The sequence below is a fragment of the Pseudomonas sp. GM48 genome, from assembly GCF_000282335.1.
In the GTDB taxonomy this organism is placed as follows: domain Bacteria; phylum Pseudomonadota; class Gammaproteobacteria; order Pseudomonadales; family Pseudomonadaceae; genus Aquipseudomonas.
Genome location: NZ_AKJM01000054.1, coordinates 17,623 through 33,195, shown reverse-complemented (window position 1 = coordinate 33,195; position 15,573 = coordinate 17,623). Strand labels below are relative to the sequence as shown.

Here is a 15,573-nt window from a genome sequence, read left to right as displayed (position 1 = left end):
GGGCTTGCTCGCGAATGCGGTTGATCATTCAACATCTCTGTTGGCTGACACTCCGCTTTCGCGAGCAAGCCCGCTCCCACAGTTGACCAGTGTCAGGCGCAAAACCCATGTATATCCCCGCCCTGCTGTGGGAGCGAGCTTGCTCGCGATGGCGGCCTTACAGCCAACGACAATCCTCTGGCTCACATCAGAAATGTGGCGAGGGAGCTTGCTCCCGCTGGGGCGCGAAGCGGCCCCAAACCGGTAGACACCATACCCTGAGATATACCGCATTAGCCGGTTTACGACTGCTGCGCAGTCGAGCGGGAGCAAGCTCCCTCGCCACATGGATTGTGTATGTCAGATTGCTTGGCTGTGTGGCTATCGCCCATGCATCACGCGCTTTCCAGCATCTCTATCAACTGCTCCGGCCACACCGTTTCGCGGGTCTCTCGTAGCTCGGCTACGGACCACCATTTATGGCCTGCCATTACCCGAACTTCGTTAGCTGTCCACCCCTCACGGGACAGACGTTCACTGTCGGTATGAACCACAAAATACCGTTCAACCGACAGCACCGTTTCACCACTGGGCAACATCATCGAAAAACGCCGCTCTGCAACGCTGGCTCCCACGGCAGCGACATTCAGCCCGGTTTCTTCAAACAGTTCACGAACCGCCGCAGCCTCAAAGGATTCACCCGGCTCAAGCCCGCCACCGGGTGTCGCCCAGTGGCTTTGGCCCGCGAGGGCATCGTTTTTGTGCTGGAAGTGAAACAGCAGAACCTGTTTTGAAGGATTGATCAGCAGCAGTCGCGCTGAATCGCGTTGGCGCATGTTTTTTCTTTCCATAGAAGTAAGCGAACCGCAGCTTTCACTGCGGCTCGCGACGGTAAAGCTCACATCGGTGTCGTTACACCGAGAAGGGTTACGCCACCACCCGATAGCACGGCACATACGCCGCGCCGCCCGGCAGTTTCATGCGGTGCTGGGCGACGAAGGCTTTGAGCAGCAGGTCCAGCGGTTGCATGATCGCCGCGTCGCCACGGATCTGGTAGGGCCCGTGTTCTTCGATCAGGCGGATGCCCTTGTCCTTGACGTTGCCGGCGACGATGCCGGAGAACGCGCGGCGCAGGTTGGCCGCCAGTTCGTGGGACGGCAGGTCGAGGCTCAGTTTTAGGTTGGCCATGTTTTCGTGGGTCGGGTCGAACGGGCGCTGGAAGCCTTCATCGATTTTCAGCAGCCAGTTGAAGTGGAACGCATCGTTGCGCTCGCGGCGGAATTGCTTGACCGCCTTGAGACCCTGGGTCATCTGGCGCGCCACTTCAGCCGGGTCATCGATGATGATCTGGTAGTGCTGCTTGGCGGCGTCACCCAGGGTGGCGCCGACGAACGCGTCCAGTTGTTCCAGGTACGGCGCGGCATGTTTCGGCCCGGTGAGGACGACCGGGAAGGGCAGGCCTTCATTGCCCGGGTGCATCAGGATACCGAGCAGGTACAGGAACTCTTCGGCGGTACCGGCACCGCCCGGGAAGATGATGATGCCGTGGCCGACGCGGACGAAGGCTTCCAGGCGTTTTTCGATGTCCGGCAGGATCACCAGTTCGTTGACGATCGGGTTCGGCGCTTCGGCGGCGATGATCCCGGGCTCGGTCAGGCCCAGGTAGCGGCCGCCGTGGATGCGTTGCTTGGCGTGGGCGATGGTGGCGCCTTTCATCGGGCCTTTCATCACGCCGGGGCCGCAACCGGTGCAGATGTCCAGGCTGCGCAGGCCCAGTTCGTGGCCGACTTTCTTGGTGTATTTGTATTCTTCGGTATTGATCGAATGTCCGCCCCAGCACACCACGATCTTCGGCTCGACGCCGGGGCGCAGGGTGCGGGCGTTGCGCAGCAGGTGGAACACGTAGTCGCTGATGCCCTGGGAGTTGCTCAGGTCGATGCGTTGGCTGTCGAGTTCGTTTTCGGTGTAGACGATGTCACGCAGGGCGCTGAACAGCATTTCCCGGGTGCTGGCGATCATTTCGCCATCGACGAAGGCGTCGGCGGGAGCGTTCAGCAGTTCCAGGCGTACGCCGCGGTCCTGCTGGTGAATACGGATTTCAAAATCTTTATAGGCTTCAAGGATGGTCTTGGCGTTATCGACATGGGCGCCGGTGTTGAGGATGGCCAGGGCGCACTGGCGGAAGAGGGTGTAGGTGCTGCCGGAACCGGCTTCGCTCAATTGCTGGACTTCCCGTTGCGAGAGCGTTTCCAGGCTGCCCTTGGGACTGACGGAGGCGTTGATAACTTGGCGTTGGGTCATTCAATGATCCTTAAAACGATGTCATTCACACAGCAACAACGAATGGCATCCGAATAATGTGTATTCATGAAAGAAGATGGCACGAACTGCACGGTCTCGCCATGTCCCCCGCTTGACGATGAAAAGATGAAAAGGAGCCCCAGCATAGCTAAATCCCTCGCAGAGGCGATAATGGCCCGCTGTCTTTTTGCCTCAGACCCCTTTTTACCATTGAAGCTCAGGAAACCCGACGCAATGTTCGAAATCCAGCCAATGAACGCCAACACCTACCGGCAACAGACACGGCGCAGCACGCTTATCATCGCCCTGATCTTTCTGGCGCTGGCGATGGTGCTGTCCACGGCGGCGGTGGCGCTGTTCGGCACACCGGGGGGCGACAATCTGCGCTTCAACGTCGGTGGCGTGTTTGTTGCCGTGCTGGCGATGGCGGCGCTGATGCGCAAGGTGTTCTGGCGCCAGGCGTGGATGGCGCCTGCGGTCTACAGTTGGCAGCTCAAGCGCAGCCTGATGAGTGTTACCAATGTCATGCATCATGTAACGACGGCCGTGGAAAAGGGCGACCCGGTTGCGATGAAGCTGTTGCGTTTCTACCATTTGGGCTTGAACCAGATGCATCAGCTCGATGGCAACTCCAGCGACCACAGCCAACTGATCCGCGAAATGGATCAGCACATGGAACGAATGCAAGCGCTGGGCATCGATACCGAACAGACGCGGCTGGATCCGGCGTGGCTGGAGGCGGTAAAGCAGGCATCGCGCTAACATCGTTGCGAGCCTGGATCAGGCATAGTGGGCAACACAACGGCGATCAGGAAGGTTCGTCCGTTCACAGGCACTCAGGGAGCATCATGGGACATCCGTCGATCAACGATCATATTGAAATGCTCCGGCCAGCCGTGACCCGCCTCAAGGTCCGCTCGGCGGTGATCCTGCTGGCCGCGGTGTGCCTGTCGATGACAGCGATCGTGATCTGGCAAGCCTGGAGCTCGCGCCAGTACCAGCTGCATGACAAGGAAGTGGCGATGTCCAACCTTGCGCAGACCCTGGCATCGCAAGCACAGGCAACGATCAAGCAGGCCGACACGCTGCTGTTCACCCTGGTCGATCGTCTGGAACACGATGGTGTGGACCCATCCCGGCTGCCGCAGTTGCTCAATGTCCAGCGCAGTGAGTTGAGCCAGCTCCATGGCTTGTTCGTGTTCGACGAAAAAGGGCAGTGGATCGCCAATTCCAATGGTGCCGACCAAACCGGCGTCAACAATTCCGACCGCGAATACTTCATCTTCCATCGCGATAACCCCAGCCGTGGGCCGCACATCGGGCCATCGATCAAGAGCCGTTCGAGCGGTGAATGGATCATGACGGTTTCGCGCCGGGTCAATCATCCTGATGGCAGTTTTGCCGGCGTGGCGCTGGCGACGATTTACCTCAGCCATTTCCTGCAGCTCTACGACAGCATCGACTTGGGCAGTAACGGCGTGATCAACCTGATCGCCGACAATGCCACCATTGTCATTCGCAGACCCTTCAAAGAGACAGATATCGGCACCAGCCTCGCCAAGAGCCCGTTGTTCACCCGGTTGTTGCCCAAGGGCGATGCGGGTACAGCCACGATCACGTCGATCATCGACGGTGTCGAGCGGGTGACGGCGTATCGCCGGGTCGAGGGTTATCCGCTGATCGTTTTTACCGCACTGAACAAGGATGAAGTGCTCGGCAGCTGGCGCGTGGAGACGCTGCTCAGCGCCGGCATCGTCACGCTGTTGCTGAGTATTCTCGGAGTGCTGGGGCTGCGGCTCATCAAGTTGATGAAGCAACAGAACCTGGTGCAGGTCGAGTTGCTGGACACCCAGGAGAAACTCCTGGAGGTCAATCGCAACCTGGAGGGGTTGGCCCTCAAGGATGCGCTGACGGGGCTGGCCAACCGGCGTCAGCTCGATGCTTTCATCGATGTGGAGCTGGGCCGTGCCCGGCGCAGCCTGAGCGATCTGGCGCTGCTGATGATTGATGTCGATCATTTCAAAGCGTTCAACGACCGTTATGGCCACCTTGCCGGTGACGAGTGTTTACGCAAGGTCAGTGCGATCATCACGGACAACATCAAGCGCCCCGGTGGCCTGGCCGCCCGCTATGGTGGCGAAGAGTTCGCCGTGGTGCTGCCCGGCACCGACTATGTGGGGGCATTCCTGGTGGCGGAGAAAATCCGCCGCGCGGTGCTGCAGGCCGGTATTGCCCACAGCGACAGCTCCGAAGGCACGGTGACAATCAGCGTCGGCGTGGGTGCATGCAATGCCGCTTCCCAGGTCCGGCCCGAAGAGCTGATTGATGCGGCAGACAAGGCGCTGTACGTGGCCAAGGCCAGCGGACGGAACATGAGCGTGATTGCCAACTGAGCGTAGGGCGTCAGGCAATCCGGTCCGTTCCCTGAACCAGTCGGGTGGCCAGGTTGGGTTTTGCAAGCTGCTCCAGCCACCAGCCCAGGGCGCGACCGTCGTGATCACCACGCCAGCCTGCGTACAGGATGTTCGGCTCGCGCGGGTCAGCCATGTGTTTTTCAACCAGCGTGCCGTTTTTCAGCAGTGAGCCAACCCGGTGCCGCGGTAGCCAGCCCACCCCCAGCGCATTGCACTGGGCGAGGATTTTCGCGCGCATGGTCGGCACGGCCAGCACCGTTTGCCCTCCGGTGACGCCGTAGGTGCTGCCCTCGGAGACTCTGGACGAGTCGGCCACCACAATCGCCCGGTGTTGCGCGACCATGGCCCGGGTAATCGGGCCTTTGGCCTTGGCCAGCGGGTGCCGGGGTGACACCGCAAACACCCATTCCATTTCCCCCAGTTGCATCCAGCGCAAATTCGCAATGGCCGGCGGTTCATTGGTGGCGCCGATGACCAGATCCGCGCGGCCTTCGCGCAGGGCTTCCCAGACCCCTTTGAGCACTTCCTGGGTGATGCGCAGCGGCACGCCGGATTGCAGCGCATCGAATTCGTGGATCACCGGGATCAAGGTTTCGAATTCCAGCAGTTCGTCGGTCACGATCCACAAGCGGCTTTCCCAGCCGTTGGCGACTTGCCGGACCCGTTGCGTCAGGCGCGAGACGTCCTGCATCAGCCGCGCCGCTTCGTTGACCAGCAACTCGCCCGCCGGGGTCAGTTGCAAACGGTAGCGGCGACGGTCGAACAGCAACGCATCGAAGCGCTCTTCCAGTTGCCGCGCCGCATAGGACACGGTCGATGGCGCCTTGCCCAGGTGCGCCGCCGCCCGCGACAGGCTGCCGGTTTGGCGGATGGCCTCGAGCAGTGCCAGGTCTTCTGTCGACAACATGTTTTCATGTCCTTGACGGGGGATTGACGATTCAGGTGGCCCATCGCTTGATCAAACGAAGATAGACCAGCACGTTGATCACCAACACCACGCTGCCCAATCCAAGCTGAATGCCGGGTGTCAGGCCGGCGGGATAGATGACCGGCCAGAGGTAATGTTCGATGAATCCACCCCCATAGCCGGTTTGCCCGGCCCCAAGGCGCATGCGGTTTTCCCAGTCGGTCAGCGGGCAGGGCAGGTGGAAGAACTCCACCGCCATACCCCACAACGCGGCGGGCGGATGCCACCAGATCAGGGGGCGCCATTTGAGCACCAGCAACCCGCCGAACAACACAAACACAATGAACAGCAAGTGCAACAGCATCAGCCCGTCGGCGGCGATTCGGTACAGCATGTCGGTGCCCCTGAGCGGGTAAACGAATCGCTCCATGGTACTCGGGCCGGTGGCGGGCGCTCTATCGAATGTCGCGGTCCAATGCGCTGAGTACGTCTTGCAAACGCTCGGTCATCGATTCACTGCTGCGTTGCATCGGTGCGCGCAGTTCGTCACCCATCAAGCCTTGCAGGGCCAGTGCGGTTTTCACCGGGGCCGGGTTGGGCTCCAGGAACAGGCTGTTGATCAACGGCAGCAAACGGAAAAACGTGGCGCGGCCATCGGCCAACCGGTTGTCGCGGATCTGCCGGTGCAACTGCACGAACAGTTCGGGGTGGACATGCGCCGACGCGGCAATCGCGCCTTTGGCGCCCAGGCACAGGGCATTGAAGATCTGGTTGTCTTCGCCGCACAGCACATCGACATGGCCGCTATTGAGCAATGCGAGGGTGTTTGAAAAATTACCGCCGCAATCCTTGATGGCGACAATCCGTTCGTGGGCGACGATATTGAGCAGGGTCGCCTGTTCGAAGGCCACGCCGGTACGGTAAGGGATATCATAGAGGATCAGCGGAACGCTGGAGGCATCGGCGACCGTGCGGAAAAACGCTTCGAGGCCGGCCTGGGAAGGGCGGATGTAATACGGCGCCGGCACCAGCAGGCCAGCCACCGGGCGCTTGAGAATCTCGCTCTGGAACTGCAACAACTCGGTCAGGTTGTTCCCGGCCAGGCCCATGACCACCTGTTGTGCCGGCACCAGCTCCAGCACCGCATCAAGCACCGCCAGTTGCTCATGTTTGCCCATCGCCGCCGGCTCACCGGTGGTGCCGCAAACGACGAAGCCGTCGACGCCTTTTTCCAGCAGATGGCTGACCAGCCGGCGCAAGCTGACGAAATCGATGGCACCGTTGTGGAACGGTGTGACCAGTGGAACCCAGATACCTTGAAACGCTGACATGCACTTTCTCCTGATGGTTGACCGATTTCGTCACCGTCAGGAGCGTAGAAGGAGAGTAAGCAAGGGGAGGGTGGTCCGTCGCGCTCAATGTCCTGTCAGCTCATCTGACGGGACAGCGCGCCCCGGTCACATGAGCGACTGTTTCTTCGATTTGAGGGCGTGCGCAACGCAACCTTGCGCCTTGGCAATCAAGCCAATGACGGAAGTGTTGAGGTTGAAGGTTGCGGACATACTTGCTTACACCCTGAGTGAGGCGCCCAGTTTTAAAAGCCGGCGCGCCGTTTGTCAATCACGAAAATCAGCGAACTCGGCGCGCATCCGGCCATTGTGCTTGGCCTTGTAGAGCAACTGGTCGAACTGTTCGACGAACTCCAGCGCCGTGGCATGCAGCGAAGTGCCGGTGGTGCCGAGTGAAAATGCAGCGCCATCATGTTGCCGCCACTGTGGCGAATCAAGCAGACAGCCGATGAATGGCACGCAGTCATATCAGTGAGCAAGATTGTTCAAGCCATTGGCCGCCGCAGCTGGCAAAGTCTGGGGTCTTTCCCTGTCTGTAGAACGTTATGTCCAACTCAATCATGCCGCGCAGCGCCTTTCTGCGCGGCGCCGCGGCGATCATGCCGTTGTCCCTGGCCACCGCGCCCTGGGGTTTGCTGGCCGGTTCCATGGCCATCGAAGCCAATCTCACACCCCTTCAAGGCCAGGGCCTGTCGAGCATTGTGTTTGCTGGTGCGGCGCAGTTGGTGGCGATCGGCATGCTCAAGGGTGGCGCCGGGATTTTTTCGATCCTGCTGACCACGCTGCTGCTGACATCCCAGCATTTGCTTTATGGCATGAGCATGCGTTCGGTGATTTCGCCATTGCCGGGACGCTGGCGCGCGGGCCTGGGTTTTTTGCTCACCGACGAGTTGTTCGCCCTGAACAGCCAGCACGACAAACAGCAGTTCAACCGCTGGTACGCCCTGGGCGTGGGCCTGACGTTCTACATCGCCTGGAACCTGTTCACCCTGGCGGGCATTGTGCTCGGCAGCAGCATTCCCGGTCTTGAACACCTGGGCCTGGATTTCTCCATCGCGGCGACCTTCATCGCCCTGATCACCCCGGTGGTGCGCAACGTGCCGACCGTGGTTTGCGTGGCGGTGTCGCTGTTTTGCTCGGTGTTGTTCAGCTATTGGCAATGGGGCTCGGCGCTGGTGCTGTCGGGGCTGGCGGGCATGACTGCCGGGTTTGTCTGCAATAAATTCTACGGTGGACGCACATGATGGTTTGGGCAGTGATTGTCGGAATGGGCGTGTTGGTGTTTCTCAACCGCTATGTTTTTCTGGAACCGCGACTGCCGGTACGCCTGAGCAGCAATGCCCGGCAGTTCCTGGGGTTTGCAGTACCGGGCATGTTGACCGCCATCTGCGGACCGATTGTGTTCATGCCGCAAAAACAGCTGAATCTGCACTGGGACAATCCCTATCTGATCAGTTCGCTGGTGGCAGTCGGGTTGGTGCTTTACACGCGCAATACTTTACTCAGCATGCTGCTGAGCATGGGGTTCTTCTTTTTACTGCGCTGGTGGCTCTGAGCGGGGCACCGGGATCTGTTCTACGCTTAAAATTGATGAGCGATGTCTTCAGGAGGAGAGGTGAACATGGCCAATAAACCCAAGCGTCCGGACCTGGAAGAAGACGAGGATGAGCCTACGGAAGAAGAGATTGAGCAGCAAAAACGTTCGGTACCGGACTGGAAGCATCCTGACGACGGTAAAGAACTGTCAGAGCCTGACCGCAAGTTCTGATCAGCCAATACGACAAAGCCCCCGCCTTCAGCGTATGTAGTCTTCTGTAGCAGTTGCCGAAGGCGACGTTCGGCTGCGAAGCAGTCGCAGACCGGCGTAGCAATGCACCCGATTGAAACCCCCCACGAACGGATGACGACCGCTGCGCGGCCGAACGCAGGCTTCGCCAGCTGCTACAGGCCCAAGTCATCTGTAGCAGTTGCCGAAGGCGACGTTCGGCGGCGAAGCAGTCGCAGACCTGTCAGCTCAGTACATCAGAGCCAACACGCATCCCACAGTGGGTAATCATGGACTCGGTCAACCAGTCCCGCCCGAATTGGATTGGCAATCACATATCGAGCAAGATTTTTTACATCTTCCTCTCGGCGAACCGCTCGATCATGGTAACCCTTCTGCCACAGGCGCCCTTGCCGTTCCAGCGCTTGATTGACGGCCAGGCTACTGCGGGATTTGATTCGGCACATCAGCTCGGCCAATGTTTTATCCCGCAGTTGTACCAGGCAATGCATATGATCTGGCATCACGACCCAGGCCAGAAAATCAACCCAACCTTCTTCTTGTGTATGGCTCAACTCCTGGACGACCAGTCTACCCATTCGCCAATCGGTAAAAACCGACTGCCGTTGATGAACCACCGTGGTTATCAGATAAATGCGTCCTGGCTCTGAAAAGCGACCAATGCGCAGATGACCGGCATTCGAACTGACAGGCATTCCATTACCCCTTATCTGCTGAAAAGAGGCTTGGAATCTAGCGCGTTGCAACCCAGTTTGGTTGACGCCTATCGCAACCGGATATGACTACGCACGACCGGCTTTTCGTAGCAGCTGGCGAAGCCTGCGTTCGGCCGCGCAGCGGTCGTTATTCGGTCATTCGGGTTTCCAGCAGGCACGTTGCGACACCAGGATTGCGACGGCTTCGCCGCCGAACGCCGCCTTCGGCAGCTGCTACAGGGCCTGCGCACGACCGGTTTTTTGTAGCAGCTGGCGAAGCCTGCGTTCGGCCGCGCAGCGGTCGTGATTCGGTCATTCGGGTTTCCAGCAGGCACGTTACGACACCAGGATTGCGACGGCTTCGCCGCCGAACGCCGCCTTCGGCAGCTGCTACAGGGCCCGCGCACGACCGGTTTTTTGTAGCAGCTGGCGGAGCCTGCGTTCGGCCGCGCAGCGGTCGTTATCTGGTCATTCGGGTTTCTAGCAGGCACGTTGCGACAGCAGGATTGCGACGCCTTCGGCAGCTGCTACAGGGACCGCGCACGACCGGTTTTTTGTAGCAGCTGGCGAAGCCTGCGTTCGGCCGCGCAGCGGTCGTGATTCGGTCGTTCGGGTTTTCAGCAGGAATGTTGCGAGGCCTTCGCCAGCTGCTACAGGAGGCCGTGTGCAACTTGTTTTGTAAGCTGCGTTTAACTCACTGAATGTTTAGTTTTGTTGGCTGAAGCGCATTAAGTAAACGCGAAAAGTCAGACTGTTTTCACACAAAAAAATTTACTTTTATTTAATAATCAAATTGTCGATTGTCGGACAATTTCTTTCGCGCATTAACTTTCAAAATAATACTTTCAGAGCACACCTATTGTTTCCGGGCACTTGCTGGAATCTCACATTTTGACGTCAAAAAAATAGTGGACATTTGATTTCAAGTTGTGTCAGTTTTCTTTCGCCTTCAATGGGCGAGTGATAGGACGATCTCGCCAGGGATCGTCGTTATCTGACAAAAACTGTTCCATAGCTAAACAAGGAAGTGTGTTTATGTCGAAAGTAAAAGATCACGCTATTGATTCCGCCGAACAGGCGTTTCAGCCAGTCAATGCATTGGCAGCCAGTAGTTCTGCATTCAATCAAATCAATAGTTTCAGCCATCAGTATGATCGGGGCGGCAACCTCACGGTCAATGGCAAACCCTCGTTTTCCGTCGACCAGGCAGCTACCCAGTTGCTGCGCGACGGCGCTGCTTACCAGGACAAGGACGGCAGCGGCAAAATCGAACTGACCTATACCTTCCTGACTTCGGCGTCGTCGAGCACGATGAACAAGCACGGGATTACCGGGTTCAGTCAGTTCAGCGCGCAGCAGAAGGGCCAGGCGGTGCTTGCCATGCAATCCTGGGCCGATGTGGCCAATGTCACCTTCACCGATAAGACTAGCGGCGGCGACGGTCACATGACGTTCGGAAACTACAGCGGCGGCCAGGATGGTGCGGCGGCGTTTGCTTACCTGCCGGGCACCGGGGCCGGATATGACGGGACTTCCTGGTACCTGATCAACAGCAGCTACACACCCAACAAAACCCCGGACCTGAACAACTATGGCCGGCAAACCCTGACCCACGAAATCGGCCACTCCCTGGGTCTTGCCCACCCTGGCGACTACAACGCCGGCGAAGGCGCTCCGACCTACAATGACGCTTCCTACGGGCAAGATACCCGCGGCTACAGCGTCATGAGCTACTGGAGTGAAAGCAACACCAGCCAGAATTTCAGCAAGGGCGGGGTCGAAGCCTATTCGTCCGGCCCGCTGATGGACGACATTGCGGCCATTCAGAAGCTCTACGGTGGCAACACCACCACTCGCACGGGCGACACCACTTACGGATTCAACTCCAACGCGGGACGTGATTTCCTGAGCGCGTCCTCGTCAGCGGATAAAGTGGTGTTTTCCGTGTGGGATGCCGGCGGCAAGGACACCCTGGACTTCTCCGGATTCACCCAGAACCAGAAGATCAATCTCAATGAAGCCTCGTTCTCCGACGTTGGCGGCCTGGTGGGTAACGTCTCCATCGCCAAGGGTGTCACCGTCGAGAACGCCATTGGCGGTGCAGGCAATGACCTGTTGATCGGTAACAGCGTGTCCAACGAGCTGAAGGGCGGTGCCGGCAACGACATCCTCTACGGTGCCGGTGGTGCGGACAAACTGTGGGGCGGTGCCGGTTCCGACACCTTCGTGTTTGCGGCCAGCAGCGACTCCAAACCCGGTGCTGTCGATCAGATCCTCGACTTCGTCAGTGGTCTGGACAAGATCGACCTGACCGGCATCACCAATGGCGGCGGCCTGCATTTCGTCAGCGCTTTCACCGGCACGGCCGGCGATGCGGTGTTGAATACCTCGGGGGGCAACAGCCTGTTGTCGATCGACTTCTCCGGGCATGGCGTGGCTGACTTCCTGGTCAGCACCGTAGGCCAGGCGGCGTACTCGGACATCGTGGCCTGATTCAAGGCGTAAGGAGGGCGGCGCCGATGCGCCGTCCTTTGTCCCTTGAGCCGCGACCAAGAGTAAAGCGCCCTATGATTCGCAACGCGTTTACCTGCAAGACAACCGCGTGGCTGATAGCGACGCTCATGATGTTTTTTGGAGATGTAGCCATGGCTCGCAGCCTGAAATTGGCGGACCCGTCGGAACTCGCGGGAAAGTGGCAGGTGACACTGCAGGACAAACCTCTGGATGTTTGCACCATCGAACTCAACGCCAGCCAGACCGTGGACGGTGCCGAATGCCTGGGCGACTGGTTAAGCGAGCAACCAACCGGTTGGTTCACGGAGCCGGACGGAATCGCGCTTACCGGTAAGGAAGGCGCAAAAATCGTGTTCTTCAGCCGGCAAGGAGAAGGGCTGTATCGGGGCACTTCCAAGTCCGGACTGATCATTATCCTAAAGCGCAAAGTTCAATAGCCTGGACACATTGTCGGTGTCAGAAAGTTGCAATTAACGTGCAAGTAACGACCTCGCCAAGCAGGCAAGGGATAACACCTCAGGAAGAGCCCATGAAGATGGCGAAGAACCCGGCCACCGCACCGTTAATCAAGACGCTGGGTGACTACAAGAGCATTCTGTTCAGCGTTGGTTGTTTCACTGCGCTGATCAACATTCTGATGTTGGCGCCCTCTATCTACATGCTGCAGGTCTATGACCGGGTATTGTCTTCGCAGAATGAAACGACATTGGTCATGTTGTCGTTGATGATTGTCGGCTTCTTTGCCTTTATCGGTTTGCTGGAGGCGGTTCGCAGTTTCATCGTTATCCGTATTGGCAGCCAGTTGGAGCGACGCTTCAACCTTCGGGTCTATCAGGCGGCGTTCGAGCGCAATCTGTTCCAGGGCGAAGGCAACGCCGGACAATCGCTGGGCGACCTGGCGCATATTCGCCAGTTTGTCACCGGCCCCGCGCTGTTCGCATTCTTCGATGCGCCGTGGTTTCCGGTTTACCTGTTTGTGATTTATTTGTTCAACGTCTGGCTTGGTGTGTTTGCCACCGCAGGCGCGGTCCTGTTGATCGGACTTGCGTGTCTCAACGAGGCGATGACCAAAAAACCATTGGGCGAGGCCTCGTTGCTCTCCCAGAAATCCAGCCAACTGGCCACCAGTCACCTGCACAACGCCGAAACCATTCAGGCCATGGGCATGCTGGGGGCGTTGCGCAATCGCTGGTTCCAGGTGCATTCGCGTTACCTCGGCCTGCAGAACCAGGCCAGCGACACCGGCGCCGTTATCAGCTCCTTGAGCAAAACCCTGCGCCTGTGCCTGCAATCGCTGGTGTTGGGCCTTGGCGCGTTGCTGGTGATCAAGGGCGACATGACCGCCGGAATGATGATCGCCGGCTCGATTCTGATGGGCCGCGTGTTGAGCCCCATCGATCAATTGATTGCCGTGTGGAAACAGTGGAGCGGCGCCAAACTCGCTTATGGCCGTCTGAATGCTTTGCTGCAAGCCTTCCCGCCGGGTGACGACGCCATGGCGCTGCCAGCGCCGAAGGGCCAGATCACTTTTGAACAGGTCAGCGCCGGACCGCCGGGCCAACGCGCTGCGACCTTGCACCTGGTCAGTTTCAGCCTGGCCGCCGGGGAGGTGATGGGCGTGCTCGGTGCCTCGGGTTCCGGTAAGTCCACACTGGCGCGGGTACTGGTGGGCGTCTGGCCGACTCTGGGCGGTACGGTGCGGCTCGACGGTGCGGACATCCATCGCTGGAACCGTGACGACCTCGGGCCTTACATCGGTTATCTGCCGCAGGACATCGAGTTGTTCAGCGGCAGCATCGCGCAAAACATCGCGCGTTTTCGTGACGCCGATCCGCAAAAAGTCGTGGCCGCCGCGCAGCAGGCCGGCGTGCATGAGCTGATCCTGCGCCTGCCACAGGGCTACGACACCGTGCTCGGTGAGGATGGCAGCGGTCTGTCCGGCGGGCAGAAACAGCGCGTGGCCCTGGCCCGCGCACTGTATGGCCAGCCGAGCCTGGTGGTGCTGGATGAGCCCAATTCCAACCTTGACACCGTGGGCGAAGCGGCGCTGGCCAGCGCGATTGCGCAAATGAAAACCCAGGGAACCAGCGTGATTCTGGTGACCCATCGCTCCTCCGCGCTGGCCCAGGCTGACAAGTTGCTGGTGCTCAATGACGGGCGCCTGCAGGCGTTCGGTGCGAGTCAGGAGGTGCTCAAGGCGCTCTCGGGTGCCCAGCAGGAAAAGGCAGCGCACCCGTCGGGCGGGCTCAGCATGAGCCGGCAGTATCAGCCCGCGACAAGGAGTTCGGGCGTATGAGCCACATCAATGAAGCCAACATGGAACAGGTCGACATCGCCGAGCGCCCCGAGCGCGACGCCCGCTATTTCGTCCGCCTGGGCTGGATGCTCGCCCTGGTCGGCGCCGGCAGCTTCTTCATCTGGGCCAGCCTGGCGCCACTCGATCAGGGCATTCCGGTACAAGGCACGGTAGTGGTTTCGGGCAAGCGCAAAGCCGTGCAATCGATGAGCAGCGGCGTGATCAGCCAGATTCTGGTACGCGAGGGGCAGTCGGTGAAACAGGGGCAGCCGTTGTTCCGGCTCGACCAGACCCAGGTGGCCGCGGACGTGCAATCGCTGCAAGCGCAGTACCGCATGGCCTGGGCCAGTCTGGCGCGTTGGCAAAGCGAGCGGGACAACCTGAAACAGGTGAATTTTCCCACCGGGTTGAGCAACGACCCCGACCCGCGTCTGGCATTGGTACTCGAAGGCCAGCGCCAGTTGTTCAGCAGCCGTCGCGATGCCTTCGCCCGCGAGCAGTCAGCCTTGCGCGCCAGTATCGAAGGCGCGGCTGCGCAACTGGCCGGTATGCGCCGTGCCCGCACCGACCTGAACGCTCAGGCCGATTCCCTGCAACAACAACTGAGCAATCTGACGCCATTGGCGGAAAACGGCTACATCCCGCGTAACCGTTTGATGGAGTACCAGCGGCAGCTGTCGCAAGTGCAGCAACTGTTGGCAGAAAACCTCGGTGAAAGCGGTCGGGTAGAGCAGGGCATTGTCGAGTCGCGGCTGAAGCTGCAACAGCACATCGAGGAGTACCAGAAGGAAGTCCGCACGCAACTGGCCGATGCGCAGCTCAAAAGCGTGACCCTGGAGGAGCAACTGACCTCCGCCGGGTTCGACTTGCAGCACAGCGAAATCATCGCCACGGCTGATGGCATTGCCGTGAACCTGGGGGTTCACACCGTAGGCGCGGTAGTGCGCCAGGGCGACAACCTGCTGGAGATCGTGCCTCAGGACACGCGCCTGGAAGTGGAGGGACGCCTGCCGGTCAACCTGATCGACAAGGTCGGGGCGCATTTGCCGGTGGACATCCTGTTCACCGCGTTCAACCAGAGCCGCACCCCGCGGGTACCGGGCGAAGTCAGCCTGATCTCCGCCGACCAGATGGTCGACGAGAAAACCGGCGCACCGTACTACGTGCTGCGCAGCAGCGTCAGCGATCAGGCCATGGAAAAACTCAATGGCCTGGTGATCAAGCCCGGCATGCCGGCGGAAATGTTCGTGCGCACCGGTGAACGCTCACTCCTCAACTATCTGTTCAAACCGCTGCTCGACCGGGCAGGCTCCGCGTTGACCGAGGAATAAG

General features: G+C 59.5%; 15 protein-coding genes and 1 pseudogene. 9 read left to right on the top strand and 7 right to left on the bottom strand.

The features are described from left to right. Positions 1-374 precede the first annotated feature (374 nt). Both PMI28_RS18570 and ppnN read right to left on the bottom strand, forming a co-directional pair. A complete protein-coding gene (locus tag PMI28_RS18570) occupies positions 375-815 on the bottom strand; it encodes an NUDIX hydrolase (protein WP_007985296.1) in 441 nt (146 codons plus the stop codon). Between the two features lie 91 nt (positions 816-906). Beyond that, positions 907-2,280 carry a nucleotide 5'-monophosphate nucleosidase PpnN gene (gene ppnN / locus PMI28_RS18575; RefSeq protein WP_007985294.1) on the bottom strand — a complete coding sequence of 458 codons (1,374 nt, stop codon included), beginning with the start codon at positions 2,278-2,280 and terminating at the stop codon, positions 907-909. A gap of 234 nt (positions 2,281-2,514) precedes the next feature. Between ppnN and PMI28_RS18580 the strand changes: the two genes are divergently transcribed. Further along, entirely contained in the window at positions 2,515-3,042 is a 528-nt protein-coding gene (locus tag PMI28_RS18580; protein WP_033063227.1) for a DUF3087 family protein, read from the top strand. Positions 3,043-3,128: 86 nt separating this feature from the next. Then, a complete protein-coding gene (locus PMI28_RS18585) occupies positions 3,129-4,673 on the top strand; it encodes a sensor domain-containing diguanylate cyclase (protein WP_007985290.1) in 1,545 nt (514 codons plus the stop codon). Between the two features lie 10 nt (positions 4,674-4,683). On the opposite strand, the gene PMI28_RS18590 is transcribed toward PMI28_RS18585, so the two are convergent. The 4 genes and pseudogenes from PMI28_RS18590 to PMI28_RS0128435 form a co-directional block, all read right to left on the bottom strand. Continuing rightward, positions 4,684-5,601: a LysR family transcriptional regulator gene (locus PMI28_RS18590; RefSeq protein ID WP_007985288.1), complete on the bottom strand. Its 918-nt coding sequence runs from the start codon at positions 5,599-5,601 to the stop codon at positions 4,684-4,686. 31 nt (positions 5,602-5,632) lie between these two features. Then, positions 5,633-5,995, bottom strand: coding sequence for a DUF2784 domain-containing protein (locus tag PMI28_RS18595; protein ID WP_007985285.1), 363 nt, complete (start codon positions 5,993-5,995; stop codon positions 5,633-5,635). A 61-nt stretch (positions 5,996-6,056) separates the two neighbouring features. Next, complete coding sequence (gene dapA, locus PMI28_RS18600) at positions 6,057-6,932, bottom strand: 4-hydroxy-tetrahydrodipicolinate synthase (protein WP_007985282.1); 876 nt, start codon at positions 6,930-6,932, stop codon at positions 6,057-6,059. A 285-nt stretch (positions 6,933-7,217) separates the two neighbouring features. Beyond that, positions 7,218-7,352: pseudogene (locus PMI28_RS0128435) on the bottom strand (sensor domain-containing diguanylate cyclase); the annotation flags it as partial. Between the two features lie 143 nt (positions 7,353-7,495). Between PMI28_RS0128435 and PMI28_RS18605 the strand changes: the two are divergent. From PMI28_RS18605 to PMI28_RS30750, 3 genes are all read left to right on the top strand, one after another. After that, a complete protein-coding gene (locus tag PMI28_RS18605) occupies positions 7,496-8,194 on the top strand; it encodes an AzlC family ABC transporter permease (RefSeq protein WP_033063225.1) in 699 nt (232 codons plus the stop codon). Continuing rightward, positions 8,194-8,505, top strand: coding sequence for an AzlD domain-containing protein (locus tag PMI28_RS18610; RefSeq protein WP_177318961.1), 312 nt, complete (start codon positions 8,194-8,196; stop codon positions 8,503-8,505). Before PMI28_RS18605 ends, PMI28_RS18610 begins: the two co-directional genes overlap by 1 nt. Positions 8,506-8,571: 66 nt before the next feature. Continuing rightward, positions 8,572-8,718, top strand: a complete 147-nt coding sequence (locus PMI28_RS30750) for a hypothetical protein (protein ID WP_007985276.1) — start codon at positions 8,572-8,574, stop codon at positions 8,716-8,718. A 254-nt stretch (positions 8,719-8,972) separates the two neighbouring features. On the opposite strand, the gene PMI28_RS29520 is transcribed toward PMI28_RS30750, so the two are convergent. Then, complete coding sequence (locus PMI28_RS29520; protein WP_081501405.1) at positions 8,973-9,431, bottom strand: REP-associated tyrosine transposase; 459 nt, start codon at positions 9,429-9,431, stop codon at positions 8,973-8,975. A 1,035-nt stretch (positions 9,432-10,466) separates the two neighbouring features. On the opposite strand from PMI28_RS29520, the gene PMI28_RS18620 reads away from it, so the two are divergent. The 4 genes from PMI28_RS18620 to PMI28_RS18635 all read left to right on the top strand — a co-directional run bounded on the left by PMI28_RS18620 (position 10,467) and on the right by PMI28_RS18635 (position 15,572). Further along, positions 10,467-11,924, top strand: a complete 1,458-nt coding sequence (locus tag PMI28_RS18620) for a serralysin family metalloprotease (RefSeq protein WP_007985273.1) — start codon at positions 10,467-10,469, stop codon at positions 11,922-11,924. 74 nt (positions 11,925-11,998) lie between these two features. Next, the gene (locus tag PMI28_RS18625; RefSeq protein WP_033063224.1) at positions 11,999-12,382 is read left to right on the top strand and encodes an AprI/Inh family metalloprotease inhibitor; all 384 of its coding nucleotides are present in this window, start codon (positions 11,999-12,001) and stop codon (positions 12,380-12,382) included. Positions 12,383-12,474: 92 nt separating this feature from the next. Beyond that, entirely contained in the window at positions 12,475-14,241 is a 1,767-nt protein-coding gene (locus PMI28_RS18630) for a type I secretion system permease/ATPase (RefSeq protein WP_007985269.1), read from the top strand. Next, a complete protein-coding gene (locus PMI28_RS18635; RefSeq protein WP_007985268.1) occupies positions 14,238-15,572 on the top strand; it encodes an HlyD family type I secretion periplasmic adaptor subunit in 1,335 nt (444 codons plus the stop codon). Before PMI28_RS18630 ends, PMI28_RS18635 begins: the two co-directional genes overlap by 4 nt. The last annotated feature ends 1 nt before the right edge of the window (position 15,573 follow it).

What these genes read in the sequence shown, in the direction of transcription:
- PMI28_RS18570 (WP_007985296.1), bottom strand. Translation starts at nt 815, where the DNA reads ATGCGCCAACGCGATTCAGCGCGACTGCTGCTGATCAATCCTTCAAAA.
- ppnN (WP_007985294.1), bottom strand. Translation starts at nt 2,280, where the DNA reads ATGACCCAACGCCAAGTTATCAACGCCTCCGTCAGTCCCAAGGGCAGC.
- PMI28_RS18580 (WP_033063227.1), top strand. Translation starts at nt 2,515, where the DNA reads ATGTTCGAAATCCAGCCAATGAACGCCAACACCTACCGGCAACAGACA.
- PMI28_RS18585 (WP_007985290.1), top strand. Translation starts at nt 3,129, where the DNA reads ATGGGACATCCGTCGATCAACGATCATATTGAAATGCTCCGGCCAGCC.
- PMI28_RS18590 (WP_007985288.1), bottom strand. Translation starts at nt 5,601, where the DNA reads ATGTTGTCGACAGAAGACCTGGCACTGCTCGAGGCCATCCGCCAAACC.
- PMI28_RS18595 (WP_007985285.1), bottom strand. Translation starts at nt 5,995, where the DNA reads ATGCTGTACCGAATCGCCGCCGACGGGCTGATGCTGTTGCACTTGCTG.
- dapA (WP_007985282.1), bottom strand. Translation starts at nt 6,932, where the DNA reads ATGTCAGCGTTTCAAGGTATCTGGGTTCCACTGGTCACACCGTTCCAC.
- PMI28_RS18605 (WP_033063225.1), top strand. Translation starts at nt 7,496, where the DNA reads ATGTCCAACTCAATCATGCCGCGCAGCGCCTTTCTGCGCGGCGCCGCG.
- PMI28_RS18610 (WP_177318961.1), top strand. Translation starts at nt 8,194, where the DNA reads ATGGTTTGGGCAGTGATTGTCGGAATGGGCGTGTTGGTGTTTCTCAAC.
- PMI28_RS30750 (WP_007985276.1), top strand. Translation starts at nt 8,572, where the DNA reads ATGGCCAATAAACCCAAGCGTCCGGACCTGGAAGAAGACGAGGATGAG.
- PMI28_RS29520 (WP_081501405.1), bottom strand. Translation starts at nt 9,431, where the DNA reads ATGCCTGTCAGTTCGAATGCCGGTCATCTGCGCATTGGTCGCTTTTCA.
- PMI28_RS18620 (WP_007985273.1), top strand. Translation starts at nt 10,467, where the DNA reads ATGTCGAAAGTAAAAGATCACGCTATTGATTCCGCCGAACAGGCGTTT.
- PMI28_RS18625 (WP_033063224.1), top strand. Translation starts at nt 11,999, where the DNA reads ATGATTCGCAACGCGTTTACCTGCAAGACAACCGCGTGGCTGATAGCG.
- PMI28_RS18630 (WP_007985269.1), top strand. Translation starts at nt 12,475, where the DNA reads ATGAAGATGGCGAAGAACCCGGCCACCGCACCGTTAATCAAGACGCTG.
- PMI28_RS18635 (WP_007985268.1), top strand. Translation starts at nt 14,238, where the DNA reads ATGAGCCACATCAATGAAGCCAACATGGAACAGGTCGACATCGCCGAG.